The sequence below is a fragment of the Enterobacter cloacae complex sp. 6730903 genome (genome assembly GCF_048283985.1).
GTDB lineage: Bacteria > Pseudomonadota > Gammaproteobacteria > Enterobacterales > Enterobacteriaceae > Enterobacter > Enterobacter hormaechei_C.
In genome coordinates this window covers 117,611-140,468 of record NZ_JBLVXX010000009.1, presented here as the reverse complement: position 1 = coordinate 140,468, position 22,858 = coordinate 117,611, and the positions used below count along the sequence as shown (strand labels likewise).

Sequence of the window (22,858 nt, the reverse complement as noted above, 5' to 3'; positions counted from 1 at the left end):
CATAAGGCAATTTGCAGGCCGGATAAGGCGCAGCCGCCATCCGGCAATGTTATTCGATATTCTGGCGCTTAAATGTCACCGCTTCCGGCTGCGTCAGGTGTAAGGTTGTCTGGCTGGGCACCGTCTCGGCAATCACCTTGCCGTGGCGAACAGAGTATCGTGCCGGCGTCTGGCGACGAACTGCATCAAACCCATTCTCTGCCGGGAGAATCACCAGGTTTGCTGAATTGCCAACGCGCACGCCATAGTCCTGCAAATCGAGCGTTTTCGCGCTGTGGGTAGTGATCAGGTTAAGCCCATCGTTTATTTGCCCGTAACCCATCAGTTGGCAAACGTGCAGTCCCATATGCAGAACCTGAAGCATATTCGCGGTTCCCAGCGGATACCACGGATCGAAAACGTCGTCATGACCAAAGCAGACGTTGATCTCCGCTTCCAGCATTTCTTTGACGCGTGTGATGCCTCGGCGTTTGGGATAGGTATCGAAACGGCCCTGCAAATGCGTGTTAACCAGCGGGTTTGCCACGAAGTTAATGCCTGACATTTTTAACAGGCGGAACAGTCGGGACGTATACGCGCCATTATAGGAGTGCATCGCCGTGGTATGGCTGGCGGTCACGCGTGAACCCATTCCGTCACGATGTGCCAGTGCGGCAACGGTTTCAACGAAGCGCGATTGTTCATCATCAATTTCATCACAGTGGACATCGATCAGTCGGTCGTACTTTCTGGCCAGGGAAAACGTTTTATGCAGCGACTCAACGCCATATTCACGCGTAAATTCAAAGTGGGGGATTGCGCCGATGACATCCGCCCCTAAACGCACGGCTTCCTCAAGCAGTTCTTCACCGTTCGGATAAGAAAGAATGCCTTCCTGCGGGAATGCCACAATTTGCATATCGACCCACGGGGCGACTTCCTGCTTCACCTCCAGCATGGCTTTCAGTGCCGTAAGGGTGGGGTCCGAGACGTCAACGTGTGTACGTACGTACTGAATGCCGTTGGCGATTTGCCACTTCAGGGTCTGCATCGCGCGAGTTTTAACGTCTTCGTGGGTAAGCATCGCCTTGCGTTCGGCCCAGCGCTCGATTCCCTCGAAAAGCGTGCCGGACTGGTTCCAGTTCGGTTCACCCGCCGTTTGCGTTGTATCCAGATGGATATGCGGCTCGATGAAAGGAGGGATAACCAGCCCGCATTCGGCGTCCAGCACCTGACCGACTGGCGCAGAGGCGGTTTCCTGAGGATCGATACGGCTGAAGCGTCCGTCCTCAATCGTGATTTGCCATAAACCCTCTTGCCCCTGCAAACGGGCCTGACGGATAGTGAGGGAATTATTCTGCATGGGAAACCTCCGAAGGATTAGCAAGGGTACGTTTGGCGAATGGGTTTAACACCAAATAGCTGAAGACGCCACCCAATACTGCGTTAACGGGGACAATTCCCGGAATGTAGTGCCCGGCAGCAACACCCAGGGCGACCGAGAAAATGGCAATCCAGTTAACGGACACAAATTTTGCGTGGTCGAAGCTGGCATAGCGGCGGCGATTAATCAGGTAGTCGGCGATAATCACCCCGCCAACCGGCGGAATCGCTGCCGACAAAAAGGTCAGCCAGCCAACGAAGTTGTTGTAAAGCCACAGCGCGCACAGCGTACCGATAATGCCATTTACCACCGACAGCGTACGGCTGGAAAGGCCAGTGATATTGGCGAAACCCAAACCAGAGGCGTACAGCGCGTTGTCATTGGTGGTCCAGATATTCAGGCCAAGAACGACAATGGCCGGCAGCAGCAGTCCCTGGGCGATCATCACGTCAGAAATATCGGCCTGTCCTACGGCGGCAGCGCCTGCCGCACCGAAGATAAACATCAGCGAGTTGCCAAGGAAAAATGCCACCATCGCCACCAGAACGGCACCTTTGGCATTGCGGCCAAAGCGGACGAAGTCGGCGGTCAGCGTGCCTGCGCTGATAAACGAGCCTACAACCAGCGCCAGCGCGCTGGAAAAGTTGAGCGGCGTCTGCGGCACAATGGATTTGAGGTGGTCCATTCCTCCCACGCCGTCCACCGCCAGCCAGACGGAGTAGCTACCCAGGATGACGATAGCGGGTACGGCGATGATGGATAAAATCGTCAGTGCCGAGATGCCAAAAAAAATGGTTAACGTCATCAACAGGCCGGAAACCGCAATCAGGATGTTCACGTCGATGCCCGTGGCTTTACTCACCGGGATGGCAAACATCGCTACGCCGACGCCAAACCATCCTACCTGCGTACCGCCTAAAAGCATGGAGGGAAGCCAGGAACCTTTAATACCGAACGAGTAACGCGCAAGAAGATGGGTTGAGAGGCCGGTTTTTGCGCCAATGTAGCCAAGAAAAGCAGTGTAAATACCGAGGAGGAGATTGCCGAAGAGAACTGCAAGGAAGAAATCATTATAGGAAAGACCGGTACCGAGCGTGCCTCCGGTCCACATACTGGCGGAAAAAAACGTTAACCCTAACATCACAAAAGTGAGTGGAACCACGCCTTTCCGCGCCGCCAGAGGGACGGGGCCCTGGCTATAATTGTTATCTTGCGACACAACGCCTCCTTGAATTTTGGCCAAAAAATCCGCCGCATAATATACATTTTTTTCATGAAAGCAAACGTTTACGTCGGGATTTAGGCTGCTTTTTTGCTTAAAAAGGTACCATTAACTTTAGGGCAGGCTACTGAAAACAGGCTCCCCAGCGTTCCGCTTTATGCTTCTGCCGGGGAGTCAGAGGGGCTTACACTTCCAGGAAGTTCATGATCCCGTCAGCCGCTTTACGGCCTTCGGCAATCGCTGTGACCACCAGGTCAGAGCCGCGAACGATGTCGCCACCGGCGAAGATTTTCGGGTTGCTGGTCTGGAACGCGTTATCGCTGCCTTCTGGCGCAATGATGCGACCCTGAGAGTCCAGCTCTACGCTGTGCTTCGCCAGCCACTCCATGCTGTGAGGACGGAAACCAAACGCCATCACCACGGCGTCAGCCGGGATCACGTGTTCAGAACCGGCCACGATCTCCGCGCGACGACGGCCTTTCGCATCCGGCGCACCCATCTCCGTGCGCGCCATCTTCACGCCGCTCACTTTACCGTTGGCATTCACTTCAATACCCAGAGGCTGGATGTTGAACTGGAACTCGACGCCCTCTTCACGTGCGTTTTTCACTTCGCGCTTAGAGCCCGGCATGTTCTCTTCGTCACGACGGTAGGCACAGATAACATGCGCCGCATTCTGGCGAATGGAGGTACGCACGCAGTCCATCGCGGTATCACCGCCGCCCAGCACCACCACGCGTTTGCCTTCCATGCTGACGAACGGCTCATCGGCGGTCTCGCCGTAGCCCATTAGCTGTTTGGTATTCGCAATCAGGAACGGCAGCGCGTCGTACACGCCTGGCGCATCTTCATTCTCCAGACCACCGCGCATGGACTGATAAGTGCCCACGCCCAGGAACACGGCGTCGTAATCCTTCAGCAGGTCGTCGAGCTGCACGTCGCGGCCCACTTCGGTGTTGAGTTTGAACTCAATGCCCATGCCGGTGAAGATTTCACGGCGGCGGGTCATCACCTCTTTTTCCAGCTTAAAGGCCGGGATACCGAAGGTCAGCAGGCCGCCAATCTCCGGGTGGCGATCAAAGACCACCGCCTTCACGCCGTTACGGGTCAGCACGTCCGCACAGGCCAGGCCTGCCGGGCCCGCGCCGATAATCGCTACGCGCTTGTCGGTTTGACGCACACCGGTCATATCCGGACGCCAGCCCATCTCGAACGCTTTATCGTTGATATAGCGTTCGATGTTGCCGATGGTCACCGCGCCAAACTCGTCGTTCAGCGTACAGGAGCCTTCACACAGACGATCCTGAGGGCACACGCGGCCGCACACTTCCGGCAGGGTGTTGGTCTGATGAGACAGCTCGGCGGCTTCAAAAATACGCCCTTCGTTGGCCAGCTTCAGCCAGTTCGGGATGTAGTTATGGACCGGACATTTCCATTCGCAGTAAGGGTTACCGCAGGACAGGCAGCGGTCTGCCTGTGCTTTGGCCTGGCCTTCTGAAAACGGCTCATAGATTTCAACAAATTCAATTTTACGGATCTTCAGCGGTTTCTTTGGCGGATCAACACGCTGAAGGTCGATAAACTGGTAAACGTTCTGGCTCATCTGAATTCCTTACTGCGCCTGCACGCGCAGCTCTGCTGCGCTACGACTACGGTGACCCAACAGGGCTTTAACATCGCTGGACTTCGGCTTCACCAGCGCGAATTTCGCAGAGAACGCCGGCCAGTTCGCCAGGATCTCTTCGCCGCGCGAAGAACCGGTATGCTGCACGTGTTCGGTAATTAAACCGCGCAGGTGTTCTTCGTGGATGGCCAGCGTATCAACGTCCAGCACTTCCACCAGCTCCGGGTTCACGCGTTTGCGGAACTCACCGTCTTCATCCAGGACGTAGGCAAAACCGCCCGTCATACCCGCGCCAAAGTTCACGCCGGTTTTCCCCAGGACGCACACAATTCCGCCCGTCATGTATTCACAGCCGTTATCGCCGATGCCTTCCACCACGGTGATGGCGCCGGAGTTACGCACCGCAAAACGTTCGCCCGCACGGCCCGCGGCAAACAGACGACCGCCGGTTGCGCCGTACAGACAGGTATTGCCGATGATGCTCGCTTCATGGCTGCGGAAGGCTGAACCAACCGGAGGACGCACCGCCAGCAGACCGCCCGCCATGCCTTTTCCGACGTAGTCGTTGGCATCGCCGGTCAGGTATAACTCAACTCCGCCTGCGTTCCACACGCCGAAGCTCTGACCCGCGGTACCGCTGAAGTGCGCGGTAATCGGATCCGACGCCAGGCCCTGATCGCCGTGCGTTTGCGCGATGTAACCGGAGAGAGACGCACCCACAGAACGGTCGGTGTTGCGGATATCAAACCAGAACGTTTTGCTCTGCTTCTCATCCACATACGGCTTCGCCTGTTGCAGCAGCTGTGCGTTCAGCACGCCGTTGTCGAACGGCGGGTTGTTCTCGGTACAGTAAACCGCTTTGCCAGGATGCGGCTGAGCGGTTTCCAGCAGCTTAGACAGCTCCAGCTTCTGCTGTTTAGCCGTGAAGCCCTCAAGCTCTTTCAGCAGGTCGGTACGGCCAATCAGGTCTACCAGACGCTTCACGCCCAGCTGCGCCATCAGCTCGCGGGTTTCACGGGCGATGAAGTCAAAGTAGTTGGTCACCTTGAACGGCAGGCCGTGGTAGTGATTCTTACGCAGCTTTTCGTCCTGGGTAGCAACGCCCGTTGCACAGTTGTTCAGGTGACAAATACGCAGGTATTTACAGCCGAGCGCAACCATCGGGCCGGTACCAAAGCCGAAGCTTTCCGCTCCCAGAATCGCCGCTTTGATGATGTCGAGGCCGGTTTTCAGCCCGCCGTCCACCTGCAAACGGATCTTGTGACGCAGGCCGTTAGCGACCAGCGCCTGCTGGGTTTCCACCAGGCCAAGCTCCCACGGACAACCCGCGTATTTCACGGAGGAGAGCGGGCTTGCGCCGGTGCCGCCGTCGTAACCGGCGATAGTGATCAGATCCGCATAGGCTTTCGCCACGCCGGTGGCAATGGTGCCAACGCCCGGTTCGGAAACCAGCTTCACGGAGATCATCGCTTTCGGGTTGACCTGTTTCAGGTCGAAAATCAGCTGCGCCAGATCCTCGATAGAGTAGATATCGTGGTGCGGCGGCGGGGAGATCAGCGTCACGCCCGGCACTGAATAACGAAGCTTAGCGATGTACGGGGTGACTTTATCACCCGGCAGCTGACCGCCTTCACCCGGTTTCGCACCCTGCGCGACCTTAATCTGGATCACGTCGGCGTTAACCAGGTACGCAGGCGTTACGCCAAAGCGACCAGACGCCACCTGCTTAATACGGGACACTTTGTTGGTGCCGTAGCGGGCCGGATCTTCACCGCCTTCGCCGGAGTTAGAGTTGCCGCCGATGCTGTTCATGGCTTCTGCCAGCGCTTCGTGGGCTTCCGGGCTCAGCGCGCCGATGGACATCGCCGCGGTGTCGAAACGTTTGAACAGCTCAGACGCGGGTTCAACCTCGTCAATGCTGACCGCTTCATCACCCGGATTGAGGGCAATGAGATCGCGCAGCGTCGCTGCCGGACGGTTGTTCACCAGCTCTGCATACTGCTGATAATCGCTGTACTCGCCGCTCTGCACCGCCTGTTGCAGCGTGCGCACCACGTCCGGGTTATAAGCGTGATACTCACCCCCGTGGACATATTTCAGCAGGCCGCCCTGTTCCAGCGGCTTACGTGCCAGCCAGGCGCGTTTCGACAGGTTCACCAGATCCTGCTGGAAGTCAGCAAAACCGGCGCCGCCGATACGGCTGACCACGCCCTGGAAGCAGAGATTCGCGACCTCGTCATGCAGGCCGACCGCTTCAAACAGCTTCGAGCAACGGTAAGAGGCGATGGTCGAGATGCCCATTTTGGACATGATCTTGTACAGACCTTTGTTGATGCCGTTACGGTAGTTCAGCATCACGGCACGGTAGTCTTTGTCGATCGCCCGGGTATCCACCAGGCGGGCCAGCGTTTCGTAGGCCAGGTACGGGTAGATCGCCGTCGCGCCAAAGCCTAACAGCACCGCAAAGTGGTGCGGGTCGCGCGCGCTCGCGGTTTCAACGATGATGTTGGCGTCGCAGCGCAGGCTCTTATCCACCAGACGCGTCTGGATAGCCCCCACCGCCATAGGTGCAGGCACCGGCAGACGGTTTTTCGCGATGTTACGGTCAGACAGCACCAGCAGAACGGTGCCGTTACGCACCATCTGCTCGGCTTTGTCACACAGCGCGTTCACCGTCTCTTCGAGGCTCGTTTCGGTCACGTCGAAGGTGATATCGAGCGTGTCGGCGCGATAGTGCTCCTCGGTCATGGTGGTGAGCTGTTTGAAATCGGAGTACAGCAGGATCGGTGATTTAAAGGTCAGACGGTGCGCCTGGCCTTCGGCTTCACAGAAGACGTTCATCTCACGGCCGATGCTGGTAGCCAGCGACATGACGTGTGCTTCGCGCAGCGGATCGATTGGCGGGTTAGTGACCTGCGCAAACTGCTGACGGAAGTAGTCATAAATAATGCGTGGCTGGCTGGAGAGCACGGCGAACGGGGTATCGTCACCCATTGAGCCGACCGCTTCCTGGCCGTTTTCACCGAGCACGCGGATAACCGAGTCCAGCTCTTCGGCGCTGTAGTTAAACTGCTTCTGGAAGCTCGCGAGGGTGTCATCGTCCAGCTCGCGGCAGCCCACTTCTTCGTCCGACAGATCTTCAAACGGCACCAGACGACGCACGTTTTTCTCCATCCACTCTTTGTACGGATGGCGGCTCTTCAGATCGTTGTCGGTTTCGGCGGAATGCAGAATACGCCCACCGCGGGTGTCGATCACCATCAGCTCGCCAGGTCCGACGCGGCCTTTCTCGACCACTTCGTCTGGCTGGTAATCCCAGATCCCGACTTCAGAGGCACAGGTGATGAGCTTGTCTTTGGTAATAACGTAGCGCGCCGGACGCAGACCATTACGGTCCAGGTTACAGGCGGCAAAACGACCGTCGGACATCACGATGCCCGCCGGGCCGTCCCACGGCTCCATGTGCATGGAGTTAAAGTCGAAGAACGCGCGCAGCTCAGGGTCCATATCCGGGTTGTTCTGCCAGGCCGGTGGCACGAGCAGACGCATGGCGCGCACGATATCCATCCCGCCTGCCAGCAGCAGTTCCAGCATGTTATCCATGGAGCTGGAGTCCGAGCCGGTTTCGTTCACGAACGGCGCGGCATCGTGCAGGTCCGGGATCAGCGGCGTCTGGAATTTATAGGTACGGGCGCGGGCCCACTGGCGGTTACCGGTGATGGTGTTGATCTCGCCGTTATGCGCCAGGTAGCGGAACGGCTGCGCCAGCGGCCAGCGTGGAACGGTGTTGGTGGAGAAGCGCTGGTGGAACAGGCAAATGGCCGATTCCAGACGCAGGTCCGCCAGGTCCAGGTAGAAGCGCGGCAGGTCAGCCGGCATACACAGACCTTTATAGATGTTCACCAGGTTAGAGAGGCTACAGACGTAGAACTCTTTATCGTCCTGAAGACGTTTTTCAATGCGGCGGCGGGCGATAAACAGACGGCGTTCCATATCACGCGGACGCCAGCCCGCAGGCGCGTTGACAAAAATCTGTTCAATACGAGGCAGCGAGGAGAGGGCGATTTCACCGAGCACCCCTTCGTTGGTTGGCACATCGCGCCAGCCGACGATCGACAGGGTTTCACGCTGAAGTTCTTCTTCAACGATGCGGCGTGACGCGGCAGCTTTTTCAGGATCCTGATTCAGGAACAGCATACCGACAGCGTAGTTTTTGGCTAAACGCCAGCCGCGCTCTTCCGCCACGATGCGGAAGAAACGATCCGGTTTTTGCAGCAGCAGGCCGCAACCGTCGCCGGTTTTACCATCGGCAAGGATGGCGCCACGGTGCTGCATACGGGCCAGTGCGTGAATAGCAGTACGCACTACCTTGTGGCTAGGTTCGCCTTCTATGTGGGCGATCAGGCCGAAACCACAGTTATCCTTCTCAAGGGATTTATCGTACAACATATCAGTGAACCTCCCCAGGCTCGTCGGGCTTCCCACTGAACTTTACCGTGGCGCACAGGCGCAGAAAGAGCATGGCGACGGGGTTAGCGTTTCATACGCGGACCTCGCATTCGCCCTCTTTTTCATCCTTTCGCGCAGGTAAACAAGTTTGAGGACTTGCTTCAGAGGGAATCTCAATTACTGCATAAATATGATGAGCAGGCCGCTCATCCAGAAAGCTTCCAGCGGATTTCCAACTTATCGGGAATTGGTACACAGGTCAAATGGCAATCTTATTTATACAAAAATGTGCTAAAGCGTGGTTATCTTTTTGTTTTTATTGTGTATTTAACTATTTTTACAACCACTTAAAGCACCGGGGAGGTGCAGGGGAGTGTGATCTGACTCACTATATGAAAGCGGTATTATCGATGCAGCGTGCTGAAATGCGGATTTATGGCAGAATAATAATCTGGTGTGGCATTCAAACCCGCATAAAATCACTGTTTTTCAGTCCTGGCGCTATAAATGAAAAAAACCATCAGAACATAAGGAAAAGTAATTAAGTGCAGGGTGAATGAAATCTCGGTAATCGTGATTATTTATTCAAATGGATAAAGGCCGTCCAGGGCGATTGATCCAGGTCATCGCCGACAGAGGCTAAAAATGGCAGGCTTGTCCCCTTTCTTCGGGACGGTCTATCAGATTATGCAGTTACAGAAATTAGTCAATATGTTTGGTGGGGATCTTTTGCAGCGCTACGGACAAAAGGTTCACAAACTGACGCTGCACGGCGGCTTTAGCTGCCCGAATCGCGATGGCACCATCGGGCGTGGTGGCTGTACCTTCTGTAACGTGGCCTCGTTTGCTGACGAGGCCCAGCAGCATAAATCTATCGCTGAACAGCTCGCCCATCAGGCGAGTCTGGTGAACCGCGCGAAGCAGTATCTGGCCTATTTCCAGGCCTACACCAGTACATGGGCGGAAGTGCAGGTGCTGCGCGCTATGTATCAGCAGGCGGTTGCTCAGGCGAACATTGTCGGGCTGTGCGTGGGGACGCGTCCGGACTGCGTGCCGGAGGCCGTGCTGGATTTACTTAGCGAGTACAAAGAAAAGGGCTACGAGATCTGGCTGGAGCTGGGCTTGCAGACCGCGCACGACAAAACCCTGCACCGTATCAATCGCGGGCATGATTTCGCCTGCTACCAGCGCACCACGCGTCTCGCCCGCGAGCGTGGATTAAAAGTCTGCTCGCATCTGATTGTCGGCTTGCCGGGAGAAGGGCAGCAGCACGGGCTGGAAACGCTGGAAAAAGTCGTCGAGACCGGCGTGGATGGCATTAAGCTGCATCCGCTGCATATTGTGAAGGGCAGCATAATGGCGAAAGCCTGGGAAGCGGGGCGGTTAAGTGGTATCGAACTCGACGACTATACGGTGACGGCGGGGGAGATGATTCGCCACACGCCGCCGGAGATTGTTTACCACCGCATCTCGGCCAGCGCCCGCCGCCCAACGCTTCTGGCACCGCTCTGGTGTGAGAACCGCTGGACGGGGATGCTGGAAATCGACCGCTATCTACAGGAGAACGGCGTGCAGGGGTCGGCGCTTGGCCGCCCGTGGGTTCCCCCGCTACCGACGACGGCCGCCTAGCAGACTTCCCAGCATGCCGCGTACTATCTGGTTGGTAATCTGACGCGTCGCGCTTTTTGCCATGGTCTGAACCACGCCATCGCGTTTGCCGCCGCGTGGCCCGGTGCTGCCGAACAGAATATCTTTCAGCCCGCCGAGAATGCCGTCGTCCACGGCAACAGATTGCCCTTTGGCGGCAGGCGCATCCTGCGATTCGGCAGTCGCCTGCACCCCTTTTTGCAGCATCTCGAACGCGGATTCGCGATCCACCTCGTCTTCATACTTCCCGTACACCGGGGAGTGGTTAATCAGGCCGTTACGTTCATCGTCCGTTACCGGCCCCATACGCGAGCAGGGCGCAATCACCATCGCACGCTCGACAACTGTCGGGCTGCCTTTTGCATCGAGGAACGAAATCAGCGCTTCACCGGTGCCCAGCGCCTGAATGGCGGTTTCGGTATCAAAGGCCGGATTGGCGCGCATGGTTTGCGCCGCGGCTTTCACCGCTTTCTGATCTTTCGGCGTAAAGGCGCGCAGGGCGTGCTGCACGCGGTTACCTAGCTGCCCCAGTACGTTGTCCGGAATATCCGACGGGTTTTGCGATACAAACCAGACCCCGACGCCTTTGGAGCGGATCAGGCGGATAACCTGTTCAATTTTATCCAGCAGCACCTGCGGCGCGTCGTTAAACAACAGGTGCGCTTCGTCAAAGAAGAACACCAGTTTGGGTTTTTCCAGATCGCCTGCTTCCGGCAGTTGTTCGTACAGTTCAGAGAGCATCCACAGCAGGCTGGCGGCGTAAAGCTTCGGCATCTGGTAGAGCTTCTCTGCGCTCAGAATGTTGATGATGCCTTTGCCGTTGCTGTCGGTACGCAACCAGTCTTTGATATCCAGCATTGGCTCGCCGAAGAAGTGTTCGGCCCCCTGTTGCTCCAGCGTCAGGAGCCCGCGCTGAATAGCGCCCACCGAGGCGCTGCTGATATTGCCGTACTGGTTCTGGAAGGATTTGGCGTTATCGCCAATGTACTGGGTGATGGCGCGCAGATCTTTGAAGTCGAGCAGCAGTAGCCCCTGATCGTCGGCGATACGGAAGATAATGTTCAGCACCCCGGACTGCACGTCGTTGAGGTTAAGCAGACGAGCCAGCAGCAGCGGGCCGAGGTCGGAGACGGTGGCGCGCACCGGATGGCCTTTTTCGCCGAAGATATCCCAGGCCACCACCGGATTACCGTGCGGCGTCCAGTCCGTGATACCGATATTTTTCAGGCGCTCAAGCAGTTTTTCTGACGCTGCGCCTTCCTGAGCCACCCCGGTTAAATCACCCTTCACGTCAGCCATAAAAACCGGCACGCCAGTCTCTGACAACGACTCAGCCAGCTTTTGCAGGGTGACGGTTTTTCCCGTCCCGGTCGCGCCGGTGATCAGGCCATGACGGTTCGCCATCGCGGGCAGTAAAAACAGCTCTTTTTCCAGCGTCCTGGCGATTAACAATGGTGTACTCATGATGCACGTCCTCTCGTAGTCCTGGGTGGAGTATAGGCAACCTGACGGCAAAATGTCTGCGTAAATTCCTCACTTTGCGGCGCATTATCCAGTGCGGACTATGCTTTTGCATACGGTAAACAAAATTTTGGGAAACTATGTCCAGATTCTTTTTTAACGACCGCAAACAGCTTGTCAACGATGCCATAGAAGGCATACTTCTCTCCGCGCCGCACGGTAATCTCGTCAAACTGGATATCGATCCGGCCATCCGCGTGGTGGCACGCGGCGACTGGGATAAAAGCCGCGTGGCGGTGATCTCCGGTGGCGGCTCCGGCCATGAACCGGCACATGCCGGGTTCGTCGGTAAAGGCATGCTTACCGCAGCAGTGTGTGGCGATCTGTTCGCTTCCCCAAGCGTGGATGCGGTCCTCAATGCCATTGTGGCGGTGACGGGCGACCGTGGCTGCCTGCTGATTGTGAAAAACTACACCGGCGACCGGCTTAACTTTGGCCTGGCGGCGGAAAAAGCCAAACGCTACGGCCTGAAGGTCGAGATGGTTATCGTGGCGGATGATATCGCCCTGCCGGATAACAAGCAGCCGCGTGGTATCGCGGGAACGGCGCTGGTGCATAAGATTGCGGGATATGCGGCAGAGCAGGGGAAATCGCTAAACGACGTGCGGGATATTGCGCAACAGGCCTGCGATAACCTCTGGAGCCTGGGGGTTGCGATGCAAACCTGTAACCTGCCGGGTAGCGACGATGAAGAGGGGCGCATTAAACAAGGCCATGTCGAGCTGGGGCTGGGTATTCACGGCGAGCCGGGAGCATCCGTCGTGGATACGCAAAACAGCAAAGCTATTATCGACACGCTGGTGACGCCGCTAAAAGCCCAGGCGGGTGACGGGCGCTTTGCGGTGCTGATCAACAACCTCGGCGGCGTATCAGCGCTGGAGATGGCTCTGCTCACCAAAGAGCTGGCGCATTCGGCGTTGAAAGAGAACATTGCGTATCTGATTGGCCCGGCGCCGCTGGTGAGTGCGCTGGATATGAAAGGCTTTTCGCTAACGCTGTTAAAGCTCAACGATTTCTTCGAGAAGGCGATTCACGCCGGGGTCGAGACGCTGGGCTGGCAGAAGCCCGTCGCGTTCGCGCCCCTGCGTACCGTCCCCCATAGCGCCCTTCATGACCGCGTGGAATATACCCCGTCGGACAATACGCAGGTGAGCGAGACCGTCGCTTCGGTAACGAAAACATTGATCCAGCTGGAAAACCGCCTTAACGCGCTGGATGCCAAAGTAGGCGATGGCGATACGGGCTCCACCTTTGCGCAAGGGGCGCGGGATATTGCGCAGCGACTTGAGGAGAACAACCTGCCCCTTAACGACGTGCCGACATTACTCCTGCTGGTAGGCGAGCGGCTGGCAACGGTGATGGGCGGATCGAGTGGGGTGTTGATGTCGATCTTCTTCACGGCGGCAGGACAAAAGCTTCTCGATGGACTGCCGCTACCTGAAGCATTGCTGAGCGGACTGGCGCAGATGAAGCAGTATGGCGGCGCAGATCTCGGCGATCGTACGCTGATCGATGCCCTGCAACCGGCGCTGGAGGCGTTACAGAAAGGCAATATTCAGGCGGCAGCGCAGGCTGCGCAGCAGGGCGCCGAAGCAACGGCGAAAATGGCGAAAGCGGGAGCGGGGCGCTCGTCGTACGTGAATAAAGAGAATCTGGACGGGGTGATGGATCCGGGAGCGGTCGCGGTGGCGGAAGTGTTTAAGACCATGGTAGATGCTAAACGGTAACAACCGTTACCGTTTTTAGTGTTTGCGCCCTCTCCCTGTGGGAGAGGGTTGGGGTGAGGGCATCAGGCCGCACATTCCCCGGCAAACTCACATCAGAAATCCGCTTTCAACACCACGCGGTAGCGGGCTTTGCCGTCGCGCACGTGCTGGATCGCTTCGTTGATTTTTGACATCGGATACAGCTCGGTGGTTGGCGTCACTTTTGTGCGTCCGGCAAACTTCATCAGCTTGCGCAGCTCGTACGGTGTCCCGGTCGCGGAACCTGACACGCTGCGATCCCCGCCGATCAGGGTAAACGCCGGAACCGGCAGCGGCTTCATCACCGCACCCACGGTGTGGAAGTTACCGCCGTAGGCCAGGGCTTCAAAGTACGGCTGCCAGTCGAGATCGACGTTCACGGTGTTGATGATCAGATCAAACTGGCCCGCCAGAGCGGTGAGCGCCTGCGGATCGCGGCTGTTCACCACTTTATCCGCACCCATCGCCAGTACTTCCTGCTCTTTCGCCGGGTTAGAGCTGAACGCCGTCACTTCACAGCCCATCGCGTGCAGCAGCTTGATGGCAATATGCCCCAGCCCGCCAATCCCGATCACGCCCACGCGGCTGGTGGCGGTGACGTGATGCATCAGCAGCGGTTTAAAGACGGTGATACCGCCACACAGCAGCGGACCTGCGGATTCAATATCAATGCTGTCCGGCAGCGGGATAACCCATTGCCAGTCGGCGCGCAGCTTATCGGCGAAACCGCCCTTGTTAAGGATGGTCGGCGTTGCGCCCTCAAGGCAGTTGATCTGGTTGCCACTGATACAGGCGTCGCAGTGGCCGCAGCTGCGTGCCGTCCAGCCGATGCCCACGCGCTGGCCCACCTTCAGCCCTTTGTCCTGTGCGGCGCTGCCGAGCGCCACGACGCGGCCAATGACTTCGTGCCCGGCCACCAGCGGATAGCTGGAGAAGCCCCATTCGTTATCGATCATCGAGAGATCTGAGTGGCAGATCCCGCAGTAATCAACCTGTACTTCGACGTCTTCCGCTTTTAGTTCGCCCGCATCGTACTCGTACAGCTCAAGTTCTGCACCCGCCTGCGGTGCGGCGTAGCTTTTTATCTTCGACATCGCATTTCCCCTGTTTTGGTGTGAACTGTGAGTGTAGAGCATTCAGTTTACAGACGCTTAACAGAAGACGGCAGGAACGAAACTTACAGACTTTTCAGCATCCTGACTTCGCAGTCCACGTGGCCCGTGCAGCCCAGTGGCGCATCGATATGCTCAAAGCCGAGATGTTCATACAGGCCAATGGCCTCTTTAAGGAAAGCGGTGGTTTCAAGGTAGCAACGTTTAAAGCCCTGTGAGCGTGCATGTTCCAGGGCGACCAGCGCCAGCTTTTTCGCCAGGCCTTGTCCGCGTATCGTTGGCAGGAAATACATTTTCTGGAGTTCACAGATATCCGGCTCGCTGCAAAGCAGTGGGGCAATGCCGCCGCCGCCCACGACCTGGCCGTCCTGCTCGATGACCCAGTAGGCATGGCCCGGCTGGCTGTACAGCTGAAAAAGTTCGTCCAGATTGGGGTCGGCCACGGTGTAGCCTTTGTCGGCGGTCAGGCCATATTCGGCAGAAACCGTTCGGATAACGGCGGCGATAGCCGGGTTGTCTTGCTCAGTGATCCGACGCATTGTCGTCGCGACGGGGGTAATCACGCTCATAGCATTACTCATAACAAAAATTGACACGCAACTGCTGTTAATAGCACCGCAGAAAGGGGAGTGCAAGCGAGGAGTTTTCAGGAAGGATACCCCTTACGCCCTGAAGCGTAAGGGGTAAAAGCATTACAGGGCTGCGATAACCGCCTGCTGCTCGATCAGTTTGGTCTTCGCATCGGCGAAGGCAACCAGACGCTCACGCTCTTTGGCGATGACCGCTTCCGGCGCGCGGGCCACAAAGCCCTCGTTCGCCAGTTTGCTTTCGATTTTGCCAATTTCCACGTCGACTTTCGCCACTTCTTTCGCCAGACGCGCCAGCTCCGCATCTTTGTCGATCAGGCCCGCCATCGGGATCAGCAGCTCCGCGCCGTCGATGATTTTGGTCACGGAAACCGGACCTTTGTCATCGGCAGGCAGCACGGTGATGCTTTCCAGACGCGCCATGGTTTTCAGGAAGGTGTTGTTCTCGGTGACGCGACGAACGGCAGCTTCGCTGCAACCGCGCAGCAGCAGCTCCAGTGGTTTACCCGGAGCGATGTTCATTTCCGCGCGGATGTTACGTACCGCAACGATCGCCTGCTTCAGCCACTCGGTATCCGCAGACGCGGCTTCATCCACTTTCGCGGCGTCGAATGCCGGGAACGGCTGGAGCATGATGGTATCGGCATTAATACCGGCAATCACCTTCACGCGCTGCCAGATGGTTTCGGTGATGAATGGAATGATCGGGTGCGCAAGGCGCAGCAGACCTTCCAGAACGGTAATCAGCGTATTACGCGTGCCGCGCAGTTCCGCTTCAGAACCGCCGTTCATGACCGGCTTCGCCAGCTCCAGGTACCAGTCGCAGAACTGGTTCCAGGTGAATTCGTACAGGATGCCTGCCGCGATGTCGAAGCGGTAGCTGTCCAGCGCGTCGCGGAATGCTTTCACCGTCTGGTTAAATTCCGCCAGGATCCAGCGGTCTGCCAGAGACAGGGTCATTTCGCCGCCGTTGAAGCCGCAATCCTGATCTTCGGTGTTCATCAGCACGAAGCGGCTGGCGTTCCACAGCTTGTTACAGAAGTTACGGTAACCTTCCAGACGCTTCATATCCCAGTTGATGTCACGACCGGTGGAGGCCAGCGCCGCCAGGGTGAAGCGCAGGGCGTCGGTACCGTGAGATTCGATCCCGTTCGGGAACTGCTTCTCGGTACGCTTGCGGATTTTCTCTGCCAGCTGCGGCTGCATCATGTTGCCGGTACGTTTTTCCAGCAGCTCTTCCAGAGAGATACCATCGACCATGTCCAGCGGGTCGATAACGTTACCCTTGGATTTGGACATCTTCTGGCCTTCATCGTCGCGGATCAGGCCGGTCATATAGACGGTATGGAACGGAACCTGCGGCTTGCCGTCTTCGTCTTTGATGAAGTGCATGGTCATCATGATCATGCGGGCAATCCAGAAGAAGATGATGTCGAAGCCGGAGACCATCACGCTGGTTGGGTGGAACTGACGCAGCGCGTCGGTGTTTTCCGGCCAGCCGAGGGTGGAGAAGGTCCACAGCGCGGAGGAGAACCAGGTATCCAGCACGTCTTCGTCCTGGCGCAGGGCAACATCCGCGCCCAGGTTGTTTTCCTGACGCACTTCCTCTTCGGTGCGGCCAACGTAGACATTGCCTTCGTTGTCGTACCATGCCGGGATACGGTGACCCCACCACAGCTGACGGGAAATACACCAGTCCTGAATATCGCGCATCCAGGAGAAGTACATGTTTTCGTACTGCTTCGGCACGAACTGAATGCTGCCGTTCTCAACCGCTTCCACAGCCGGTTTCGCCAGCACGTCGGCACGCACGTACCACTGGTCGGTCAGCATTGGCTCGATAACCACGCCGCCACGGTCGCCGTACGGCACGGTCAGATCGTGAGGTTTAATCTCTTCCAGCAGGCCGAGTGCGTCAACGGCGGCTACGATGGCTTTACGCGCGGCAAAGCGCTCCAGCTTCTGGAACTCAGCCGGGATGTCGCTGGAATAAACGTCGGATTCGTTGCCTTTGGTGTCATACACTTCTGCGCTTTCGCGGATATCGCCGTCGAAGGTCAGAATGTTGATCATCGGAAGTTGATGACGACGACCGACTTCATAGTCGTTGAAGTCATGCGCCGGGGTGATTTTCACGCAGCCGGTGCCTTTTTCCATGTCGGCGTGTTCGTCGCCCACAATCGGAATACGGCGGTTCACCAGCGGCAGTACCACGAATTTGCCGATCAGATCTTTATAACGCGGATCTTCCGGGTTAACGGCCACGCCGGTATCGCCCAGCAGGGTTTCCGGACGGGTGGTCGCCACCACCAGGTAATCTTTACCGTCGGCGGTTTTTGCGCCGTCGGCCAGCGGATAGCGGATGTGCCACATGGAGCCTTTAGACTCGCGGTTTTCCACTTCCAGGTCAGAGATGGCGGTGCGCAGTTTCGGGTCCCAGTTGACCAGGCGCTTGCCACGATAAATCAGGTCTTCTTTGTACAGGCGCACAAAGACTTCTTTCACGGCGTTGGACAGGCCTTCATCCATGGTGAAGCGCTCGCGCTCCCAGTCTACGGAGTTGCCGAGACGGCGCATCTGACGGGTAATGGTGCCGCCGGATTCTGCCTTCCACTGCCAGATTTTGTCGATGAACGCGTCGCGACCGTAGTCGTGGCGGGTTTTACCCTCTTCAGCGGCAATTTTACGCTCAACCACCATCTGGGTCGCGATACCCGCGTGGTCAGTCCCCGCCTGCCACAGGGTGTTTTTGCCCTGCATGCGCTGATAGCGGATCATGGTATCCATGATGGTCTGCTGGAAAGCATGCCCCATATGCAAACTGCCGGTGACGTTCGGCGGCGGGATCATGATGCAGAAGGACTCTTTGCTTTCGTCGCCGTTAGGCTTGAAATAGCCCTGCTGTTCCCAGTGCTCGTAAAGCGGCTGTTCGATATCGCGTGGGTTATATGTCTTTTCCATTATTTCCAGGTTGCCGTATTCAGGTTAAAACCGGCCAGGCGGTACGCTTTGTAGCGTTCGCGCGCCAGTTGTTTCAAAGATTCTTCGTAAGGGACAAAGTCTACCACTTCTGTGAAAGCGGTGGCAAAATCTGCAAAGTCTGTCCGCAGGCTAATGAGAATGTCGCGCGCGCTGCTGTTGCGTTTTTGCGGCCAGGCAATCTCCACCGGTGCCCCGCCGCGTGGACCTTCGCCCGACAGGTTATGCGGAACAAAACTCTCCGGCGGGCGCGCCCATAGCGCTTCATCCAGGCGAATCGCCTGCTGCTCATCTTCACAGGCAATCAGAACGCGTTTACCTGCGCGCCAACGTTCTGCGGCAATTTCACACACCAGCTGTTCAACGGCGCTGAGGCCATCCTGATGGGTGTCGTTGTCCAGAAGGTAGAACGTTGCATTCTTCATATATGGGGCTTCTTGTCGTGGATTTAAATGCAAAGCCGGGTGGCGCTTCGCTTACCCGGCCTACGGTTGAGTGGCGTATAGGCCGGGTAAGGCGTAGCCGCCACCCGGCGTTTTTCATCACTCGTCGCCGTTAAAACCCGCACGATTGAGCAGGAACTGCGACAGCAGCGCCACCGGACGACCAGTTGCGCCTTTGGCTTTGCCGGAGCGCCATGCGGTCCCCGCGATGTCCAGGTGCGCCCAGTTGTACTTGCGGGTGAAACGCGCCAGGAAGCAGCCTGCGGTGATTGCTCCGCCAGGACGACCGCCGATGTTCGCCATGTCTGCGAAGTTAGACTCCAGCTGTTCCTGGAACTCGTCCCCCAGCGGCAGACGCCACGCGCGGTCGCCGGCCTGCTCGGACGCGCCGATCAGCTCGTGCGCCAGCGGGTTGTGGTTCGACATCAGGCCGGTGATGTGGTGCCCCAGCGCGATCACGCAGGCGCCGGTCAGGGTAGCCACATCGATAACCGCTTCAGGTTCGAAGCGCTCAACGTAGGTCAGCACGTCGCACAGCACCAGACGGCCTTCGGCGTCGGTGTTCAGCACCTCAACGGTCTGGCCGGACATGGTGGTCAGCACATCACCCGGACGATAAGCGCGGCCGCCAGGCATGTTTTCGCAGCCCGCCAGCACGCCGATCACGTTGATAGGCAACTGAAGTTCCGCGACCATGCGCATAACGCCGTAAACCGCCGCTGCGCCACACATGTCGTACTTCATCTCATCCATGCCTTCTGAAGGCTTGATGGAGATACCGCCGGAGTCGAAGGTCAGCCCTTTACCGACGAGCACGATGGGTCGCGCATCTTCTGACGGATTGCCCTTGTACTCAATGACCGACATCAGGGATTCGTTCTGGGAGCCGTTACCGACCGCCAGATAAGAGTGCATCCCCAGCTCTTTCATCTGCTGTTCGCCGATAACGCGGGTGATGACGTTCTTGCTGTACGCGTCAGCCAGCTGGCGCGCCTGAGATGCCAGGTACGCGGCGTTACAGATGTTTGGCGGCATATTGCCAAGATCTTTTGCCGCTTTAATACCGGCGGCAATGGCCAGACCGTGCTGAATGGCGCGCTCGCCGCTGGTCAGCTCGCGACGGGTTGGCACGTTAAAGACCATTTTACGCAGCGGGCGACGCGGCTCGCTTTTGGTGGTTTTCAGCTGATCAAAGCTGTAGAGGCTCTCTTTTGCGGTTTCGACGGCCTGGCGCACTTTCCAGTACGTGTTGCGGCCCTTAACGTGCAGCTCCGTCAGGAAGCAGACGGCTTCCATCGAACCAGTATCATTCAGTGTATTAATGGTTTTCTGAATAACCTGCTTGTACTGGCGCTCATCAAGCTCACGTTCTTTACCACAGCCAATCAGCAGAATACGCTCGGACAGGACGTTCGGAACATGGTGCAGCAACAAGGTCTGCCCTGGTTTGCCTTCCAGTTCGCCACGGCGCAGCAGGGCGCTGATATAACCGTCGCTGATTTTATCGAGTTGCTCGGCGATCGGGGAGAGTCGGCGTGGTTCAAAGACGCCCACAACGATGCAGGCACTCCGCTGTTTCTCCGGGCTACCGCTTTTTACACTGAACTCCATGCACTACGCTCCTGAATCTTAAAGACAACGGCGGCGGCTACGGATAGAATTGAAACCTTTCGTAACTCATGTCCGCCGTTGTGGTGACTTCGTGTTAATCTTACGTTACTACGGTTTCGACACGTCAATAAATGTCATGAAGCGCGAATCCGCCGGGTTTTTTAATCTTAGCGATGATTTCGACGACTCAAGAGAATAAATGACGTTTAAGCCATGAAACAAGCTAAATTCCTGCATAAGACGAGTTTTAACGGGCGTATTTAAAGTGATAATCATAAGATATCTGGTTCGGGAGACGCTGAAGAGCCAACTGGCGATCCTCTTTATCCTCCTTCTGATCTTTTTCTGTCAGAAGCTGGTCAGGATCCTCGGCGCGGCGGTTGATGGCGAAATCCCAACGAATCTGGTGCTTTCCCTGCTCGGGCTTGGCGTGCCGGAAATGGCGCAGCTTATCCTGCCGTTAAGCCTGTTCCTTGGTCTGCTGATGACCCTGGGTAAGCTCTATACCGAAAGTGAAATCACCGTGATGCATGCCTGCGGCCTCAGTAAAGCCGTACTGGTAAAAGCAGCCATGGTGCTGGCGCTGTTTACGGGCATTGTTGCCGCGGTTAACGTCATGTGGGCGGGGCCGACCTCCTCTCGTCATCAGGATGAGGTGCTGGCGGAAGCAAAAGCTAACCCGGGGCTGGCGGCGCTGGCGCAGGGGCAGTTCCAGCAGGCGACCGACGGTAACTCCGTGCTGTTTATCGAAAGCGTCGATGGCAACCGCTTCAATGACGTGTTTCTTGCTCAACTGCGCCCGAAAGGTAACGCCCGGCCTTCTGTGGTGGTGGCGGACTCCGGTCAGCTGTCTCAGCGTAAAGACGGCTCTCAGGTTGTCACGCTGAACAAAGGAACGCGTTTCGAAGGCACGGCTATGCTGCGCGACTTCCGTATTACCGATTTTCAGAACTACCAGGCCATCATTGGCCATCAGACCGTCGCGCTCGATCCCACGGATACTGAGCAGATGGATATGCGCACCTTAATGAATACCGATACCGATCGTGCGCGTGCTGAACTGCACTGGCGTATCACGCTGGTATTCACCGTATTTATGATGGCGCTGATGGTGGTTCCGCTGAGCGTGGTAAACCCGCGCCAGGGCCGCGTGCTGTCGATGCTGCCAGCGATGCTGCTGTATCTGGTGTTCTTCCTGCTGCAAACCTCAATCAAGTCTAACGGCGGGAAAGGAAAAATTGACCCGATGATCTGGACCTGGGTCGTGAATGGTTTGTATCTGCTGCTGGCAGTCGGACTCAACTTGTGGGACACGGTGCCTGTGCGTCGTCTTCGTGCCCGGTTTACGCGTAAAGGAGCCATCTAATGCAGGCGTTTGGCGTACTTGACCGCTATATCGGTAAAACGATTTTCACCACCATCATGATGACCCTGTTCATGCTGGTGTCGCTCTCGGGCATTATCAAATTTGTCGACCAGCTGAAAAAAGCCGGGCAGGGGAGTTACGACGCGTTGGGCGCCGGGATGTATACCCTGCTCAGCGTACCAAAAGATGTGCAGATCTTCTTCCCGATGGCGGCCCTGTTGGGGGCGCTGCTGGGTCTGGGGATGCTGGCTCAGCGTAGCGAGCTGGTGGTGATGCAGGCATCGGGTTTTACCCGTATGCAGGTTGCGCTGTCGGTGATGAAAACCGCGATCCCGCTGGTGCTGTTGACCATGGCGATTGGCGAATGGGTCGCGCCGCAGGGCGAACAGATGGCGCGTAACTACCGTGCTCAGGCTATGTACGGCGGTTCACTGCTCTCCACGCAGCAGGGATTATGGGCGAAAGATGGTCAGAACTTTGTCTATATCGAACGCGTGAAAGGGGACGATGAACTGGGCGGCGTGAGTATCTATGCCTTCAATAACGATCGTCGTTTACAGTCGGTGCGTTATGCCGCCTCCGCTAAATTTGATGCGAATAACAAGCTTTGGCGGTTATCCCAGGTTGATGAATCTGACCTGACGAACCCGAAACAGATCACCGGTTCGCAGACCGTTAGCGGTACCTGGAAAACCAACCTGACGCCGGACAAGCTTGGGGTGGTAGCGCTCGATCCCGATGCGCTCTCCATCAGCGGTCTGCATAATTACGTGAAGTATCTGAAATCGAGCGGACAGGATGCGGGGCGTTACCAGCTCAACATGTGGAGCAAAATCTTCCAGCCGCTGTCCGTGGCCGTGATGATGCTGATGGCGCTATCGTTCATCTTTGGACCGCTGCGTAGCGTGCCGATGGGGGTTCGCGTGGTAACCGGTATCAGCTTTGGTTTTGTGTTCTACGTCCTCGATCAGATTTTCGGTCCGCTGACGCTGGTGTATGGCATTCCGCCAATTATCGGCGCACTGTTGCCGAGCGCCAGTTTCTTCCTGATCAGCCTCTGGATGCTGCTAAAACGCTCCTGATAAACCTTCTTCCTCGCTCCCGGTTGCCCGGGGGCGAGGCTAATCTCCTGTTTCACCTCGCACTTTTTCTCACAACCTTCAACGCCTCGCCGTGAATTTGAGTATTA

The 22,858-nt window shown here is 57.1% G+C and carries 14 protein-coding genes; 4 read left to right on the top strand and 10 right to left on the bottom strand.

What is annotated here, in order from left to right; translation table 11 throughout:
- Positions 1-49 precede the first annotated feature (49 nt).
- From ACNQ0W_RS07150 to gltB, 4 genes are all read right to left on the bottom strand, one after another.
- Complete coding sequence (locus ACNQ0W_RS07150) at positions 50-1,342, bottom strand: cytosine deaminase (RefSeq protein WP_062933430.1); 1,293 nt, start codon at positions 1,340-1,342, stop codon at positions 50-52.
- Positions 1,332-2,582 carry a cytosine permease gene (codB, locus tag ACNQ0W_RS07145; protein ID WP_062933429.1) on the bottom strand — a complete coding sequence of 417 codons (1,251 nt, stop codon included), beginning with the start codon at positions 2,580-2,582 and terminating at the stop codon, positions 1,332-1,334. The genes ACNQ0W_RS07150 and codB overlap by 11 nt, the downstream gene beginning before the upstream one ends.
- 187 nt (positions 2,583-2,769) lie before the next feature.
- Positions 2,770-4,188, bottom strand: coding sequence for a glutamate synthase subunit GltD (gene gltD, locus ACNQ0W_RS07140; RefSeq protein ID WP_017382721.1), 1,419 nt, complete (start codon positions 4,186-4,188; stop codon positions 2,770-2,772).
- 9 nt (positions 4,189-4,197) lie between these two features.
- On the bottom strand, positions 4,198-8,658 hold the full coding sequence (gltB, locus tag ACNQ0W_RS07135; protein ID WP_116329940.1) for a glutamate synthase large subunit: 4,461 nt from the start codon (positions 8,656-8,658) through the stop codon (positions 4,198-4,200).
- Positions 8,659-9,345: 687 nt separating this feature from the next.
- On the opposite strand from gltB, the gene ACNQ0W_RS07130 reads away from it, so the two are divergent.
- Positions 9,346-10,287: a TIGR01212 family radical SAM protein gene (locus ACNQ0W_RS07130; protein WP_116329946.1), complete on the top strand. Its 942-nt coding sequence runs from the start codon at positions 9,346-9,348 to the stop codon at positions 10,285-10,287.
- Here the strand turns inward: ACNQ0W_RS07130 and ACNQ0W_RS07125 are convergent.
- Positions 10,267-11,769 carry a helicase HerA-like C-terminal domain-containing protein gene (locus ACNQ0W_RS07125; protein WP_062933426.1) on the bottom strand — a complete coding sequence of 501 codons (1,503 nt, stop codon included), beginning with the start codon at positions 11,767-11,769 and terminating at the stop codon, positions 10,267-10,269. The genes ACNQ0W_RS07130 and ACNQ0W_RS07125 overlap by 21 nt on opposite strands.
- A gap of 137 nt (positions 11,770-11,906) precedes the next feature.
- Between ACNQ0W_RS07125 and ACNQ0W_RS07120 the strand changes: the two genes are divergently transcribed.
- A complete protein-coding gene (locus ACNQ0W_RS07120) occupies positions 11,907-13,553 on the top strand; it encodes a dihydroxyacetone kinase subunit DhaK (protein WP_062933425.1) in 1,647 nt (548 codons plus the stop codon).
- Positions 13,554-13,645: 92 nt separating this feature from the next.
- On the opposite strand, the gene ahr is transcribed toward ACNQ0W_RS07120, so the two are convergent.
- The 5 genes from ahr to pepA all read right to left on the bottom strand — a co-directional run bounded on the left by ahr (position 13,646) and on the right by pepA (position 20,303).
- Positions 13,646-14,665: an NADPH-dependent aldehyde reductase Ahr gene (gene ahr / locus ACNQ0W_RS07115; RefSeq protein ID WP_062933424.1), complete on the bottom strand. Its 1,020-nt coding sequence runs from the start codon at positions 14,663-14,665 to the stop codon at positions 13,646-13,648.
- Between the two features lie 83 nt (positions 14,666-14,748).
- Positions 14,749-15,252 (bottom strand): GNAT family N-acetyltransferase, encoded by a 504-nt coding sequence (locus ACNQ0W_RS07110; protein WP_003861887.1) that lies wholly within the window; start codon positions 15,250-15,252, stop codon positions 14,749-14,751.
- A 123-nt stretch (positions 15,253-15,375) separates the two neighbouring features.
- The gene (locus tag ACNQ0W_RS07105; protein WP_017382726.1) at positions 15,376-18,231 is read right to left on the bottom strand and encodes a valine--tRNA ligase; all 2,856 of its coding nucleotides are present in this window, start codon (positions 18,229-18,231) and stop codon (positions 15,376-15,378) included.
- Positions 18,231-18,674, bottom strand: coding sequence for a DNA polymerase III subunit chi (gene holC / locus ACNQ0W_RS07100; RefSeq protein WP_003861884.1), 444 nt, complete (start codon positions 18,672-18,674; stop codon positions 18,231-18,233). The genes ACNQ0W_RS07105 and holC overlap by 1 nt, the downstream gene beginning before the upstream one ends.
- 117 nt (positions 18,675-18,791) lie before the next feature.
- Positions 18,792-20,303, bottom strand: a complete 1,512-nt coding sequence (gene pepA / locus ACNQ0W_RS07095; RefSeq protein WP_003861882.1) for a leucyl aminopeptidase — start codon at positions 20,301-20,303, stop codon at positions 18,792-18,794.
- A 265-nt stretch (positions 20,304-20,568) separates the two neighbouring features.
- On the opposite strand from pepA, the gene lptF reads away from it, so the two are divergent.
- Both lptF and lptG read left to right on the top strand, forming a co-directional pair.
- Positions 20,569-21,669 carry an LPS export ABC transporter permease LptF gene (gene lptF / locus ACNQ0W_RS07090; protein ID WP_062933423.1) on the top strand — a complete coding sequence of 367 codons (1,101 nt, stop codon included), beginning with the start codon at positions 20,569-20,571 and terminating at the stop codon, positions 21,667-21,669.
- Positions 21,669-22,751 carry an LPS export ABC transporter permease LptG gene (lptG, locus tag ACNQ0W_RS07085; protein WP_001147540.1) on the top strand — a complete coding sequence of 361 codons (1,083 nt, stop codon included), beginning with the start codon at positions 21,669-21,671 and terminating at the stop codon, positions 22,749-22,751. Before lptF ends, lptG begins: the two co-directional genes overlap by 1 nt.
- The last annotated feature ends 107 nt before the right edge of the window (positions 22,752-22,858 follow it).

What these genes read in the sequence shown, in the direction of transcription:
- ACNQ0W_RS07150 (WP_062933430.1), bottom strand. Translation starts at nt 1,342, where the DNA reads ATGCAGAATAATTCCCTCACTATCCGTCAGGCCCGTTTGCAGGGGCAA.
- gltD (WP_017382721.1), bottom strand. Translation starts at nt 4,188, where the DNA reads ATGAGCCAGAACGTTTACCAGTTTATCGACCTTCAGCGTGTTGATCCG.
- gltB (WP_116329940.1), bottom strand. Translation starts at nt 8,658, where the DNA reads ATGTTGTACGATAAATCCCTTGAGAAGGATAACTGTGGTTTCGGCCTG.
- ACNQ0W_RS07130 (WP_116329946.1), top strand. Translation starts at nt 9,346, where the DNA reads ATGCAGTTACAGAAATTAGTCAATATGTTTGGTGGGGATCTTTTGCAG.
- ACNQ0W_RS07125 (WP_062933426.1), bottom strand. Translation starts at nt 11,769, where the DNA reads ATGAGTACACCATTGTTAATCGCCAGGACGCTGGAAAAAGAGCTGTTT.
- ACNQ0W_RS07120 (WP_062933425.1), top strand. Translation starts at nt 11,907, where the DNA reads ATGTCCAGATTCTTTTTTAACGACCGCAAACAGCTTGTCAACGATGCC.
- ahr (WP_062933424.1), bottom strand. Translation starts at nt 14,665, where the DNA reads ATGTCGAAGATAAAAAGCTACGCCGCACCGCAGGCGGGTGCAGAACTT.
- ACNQ0W_RS07110 (WP_003861887.1), bottom strand. Translation starts at nt 15,252, where the DNA reads ATGAGCGTGATTACCCCCGTCGCGACGACAATGCGTCGGATCACTGAG.
- ACNQ0W_RS07105 (WP_017382726.1), bottom strand. Translation starts at nt 18,231, where the DNA reads ATGGAAAAGACATATAACCCACGCGATATCGAACAGCCGCTTTACGAG.
- holC (WP_003861884.1), bottom strand. Translation starts at nt 18,674, where the DNA reads ATGAAGAATGCAACGTTCTACCTTCTGGACAACGACACCCATCAGGAT.
- pepA (WP_003861882.1), bottom strand. Translation starts at nt 20,303, where the DNA reads ATGGAGTTCAGTGTAAAAAGCGGTAGCCCGGAGAAACAGCGGAGTGCC.
- lptG (WP_001147540.1), top strand. Translation starts at nt 21,669, where the DNA reads ATGCAGGCGTTTGGCGTACTTGACCGCTATATCGGTAAAACGATTTTC.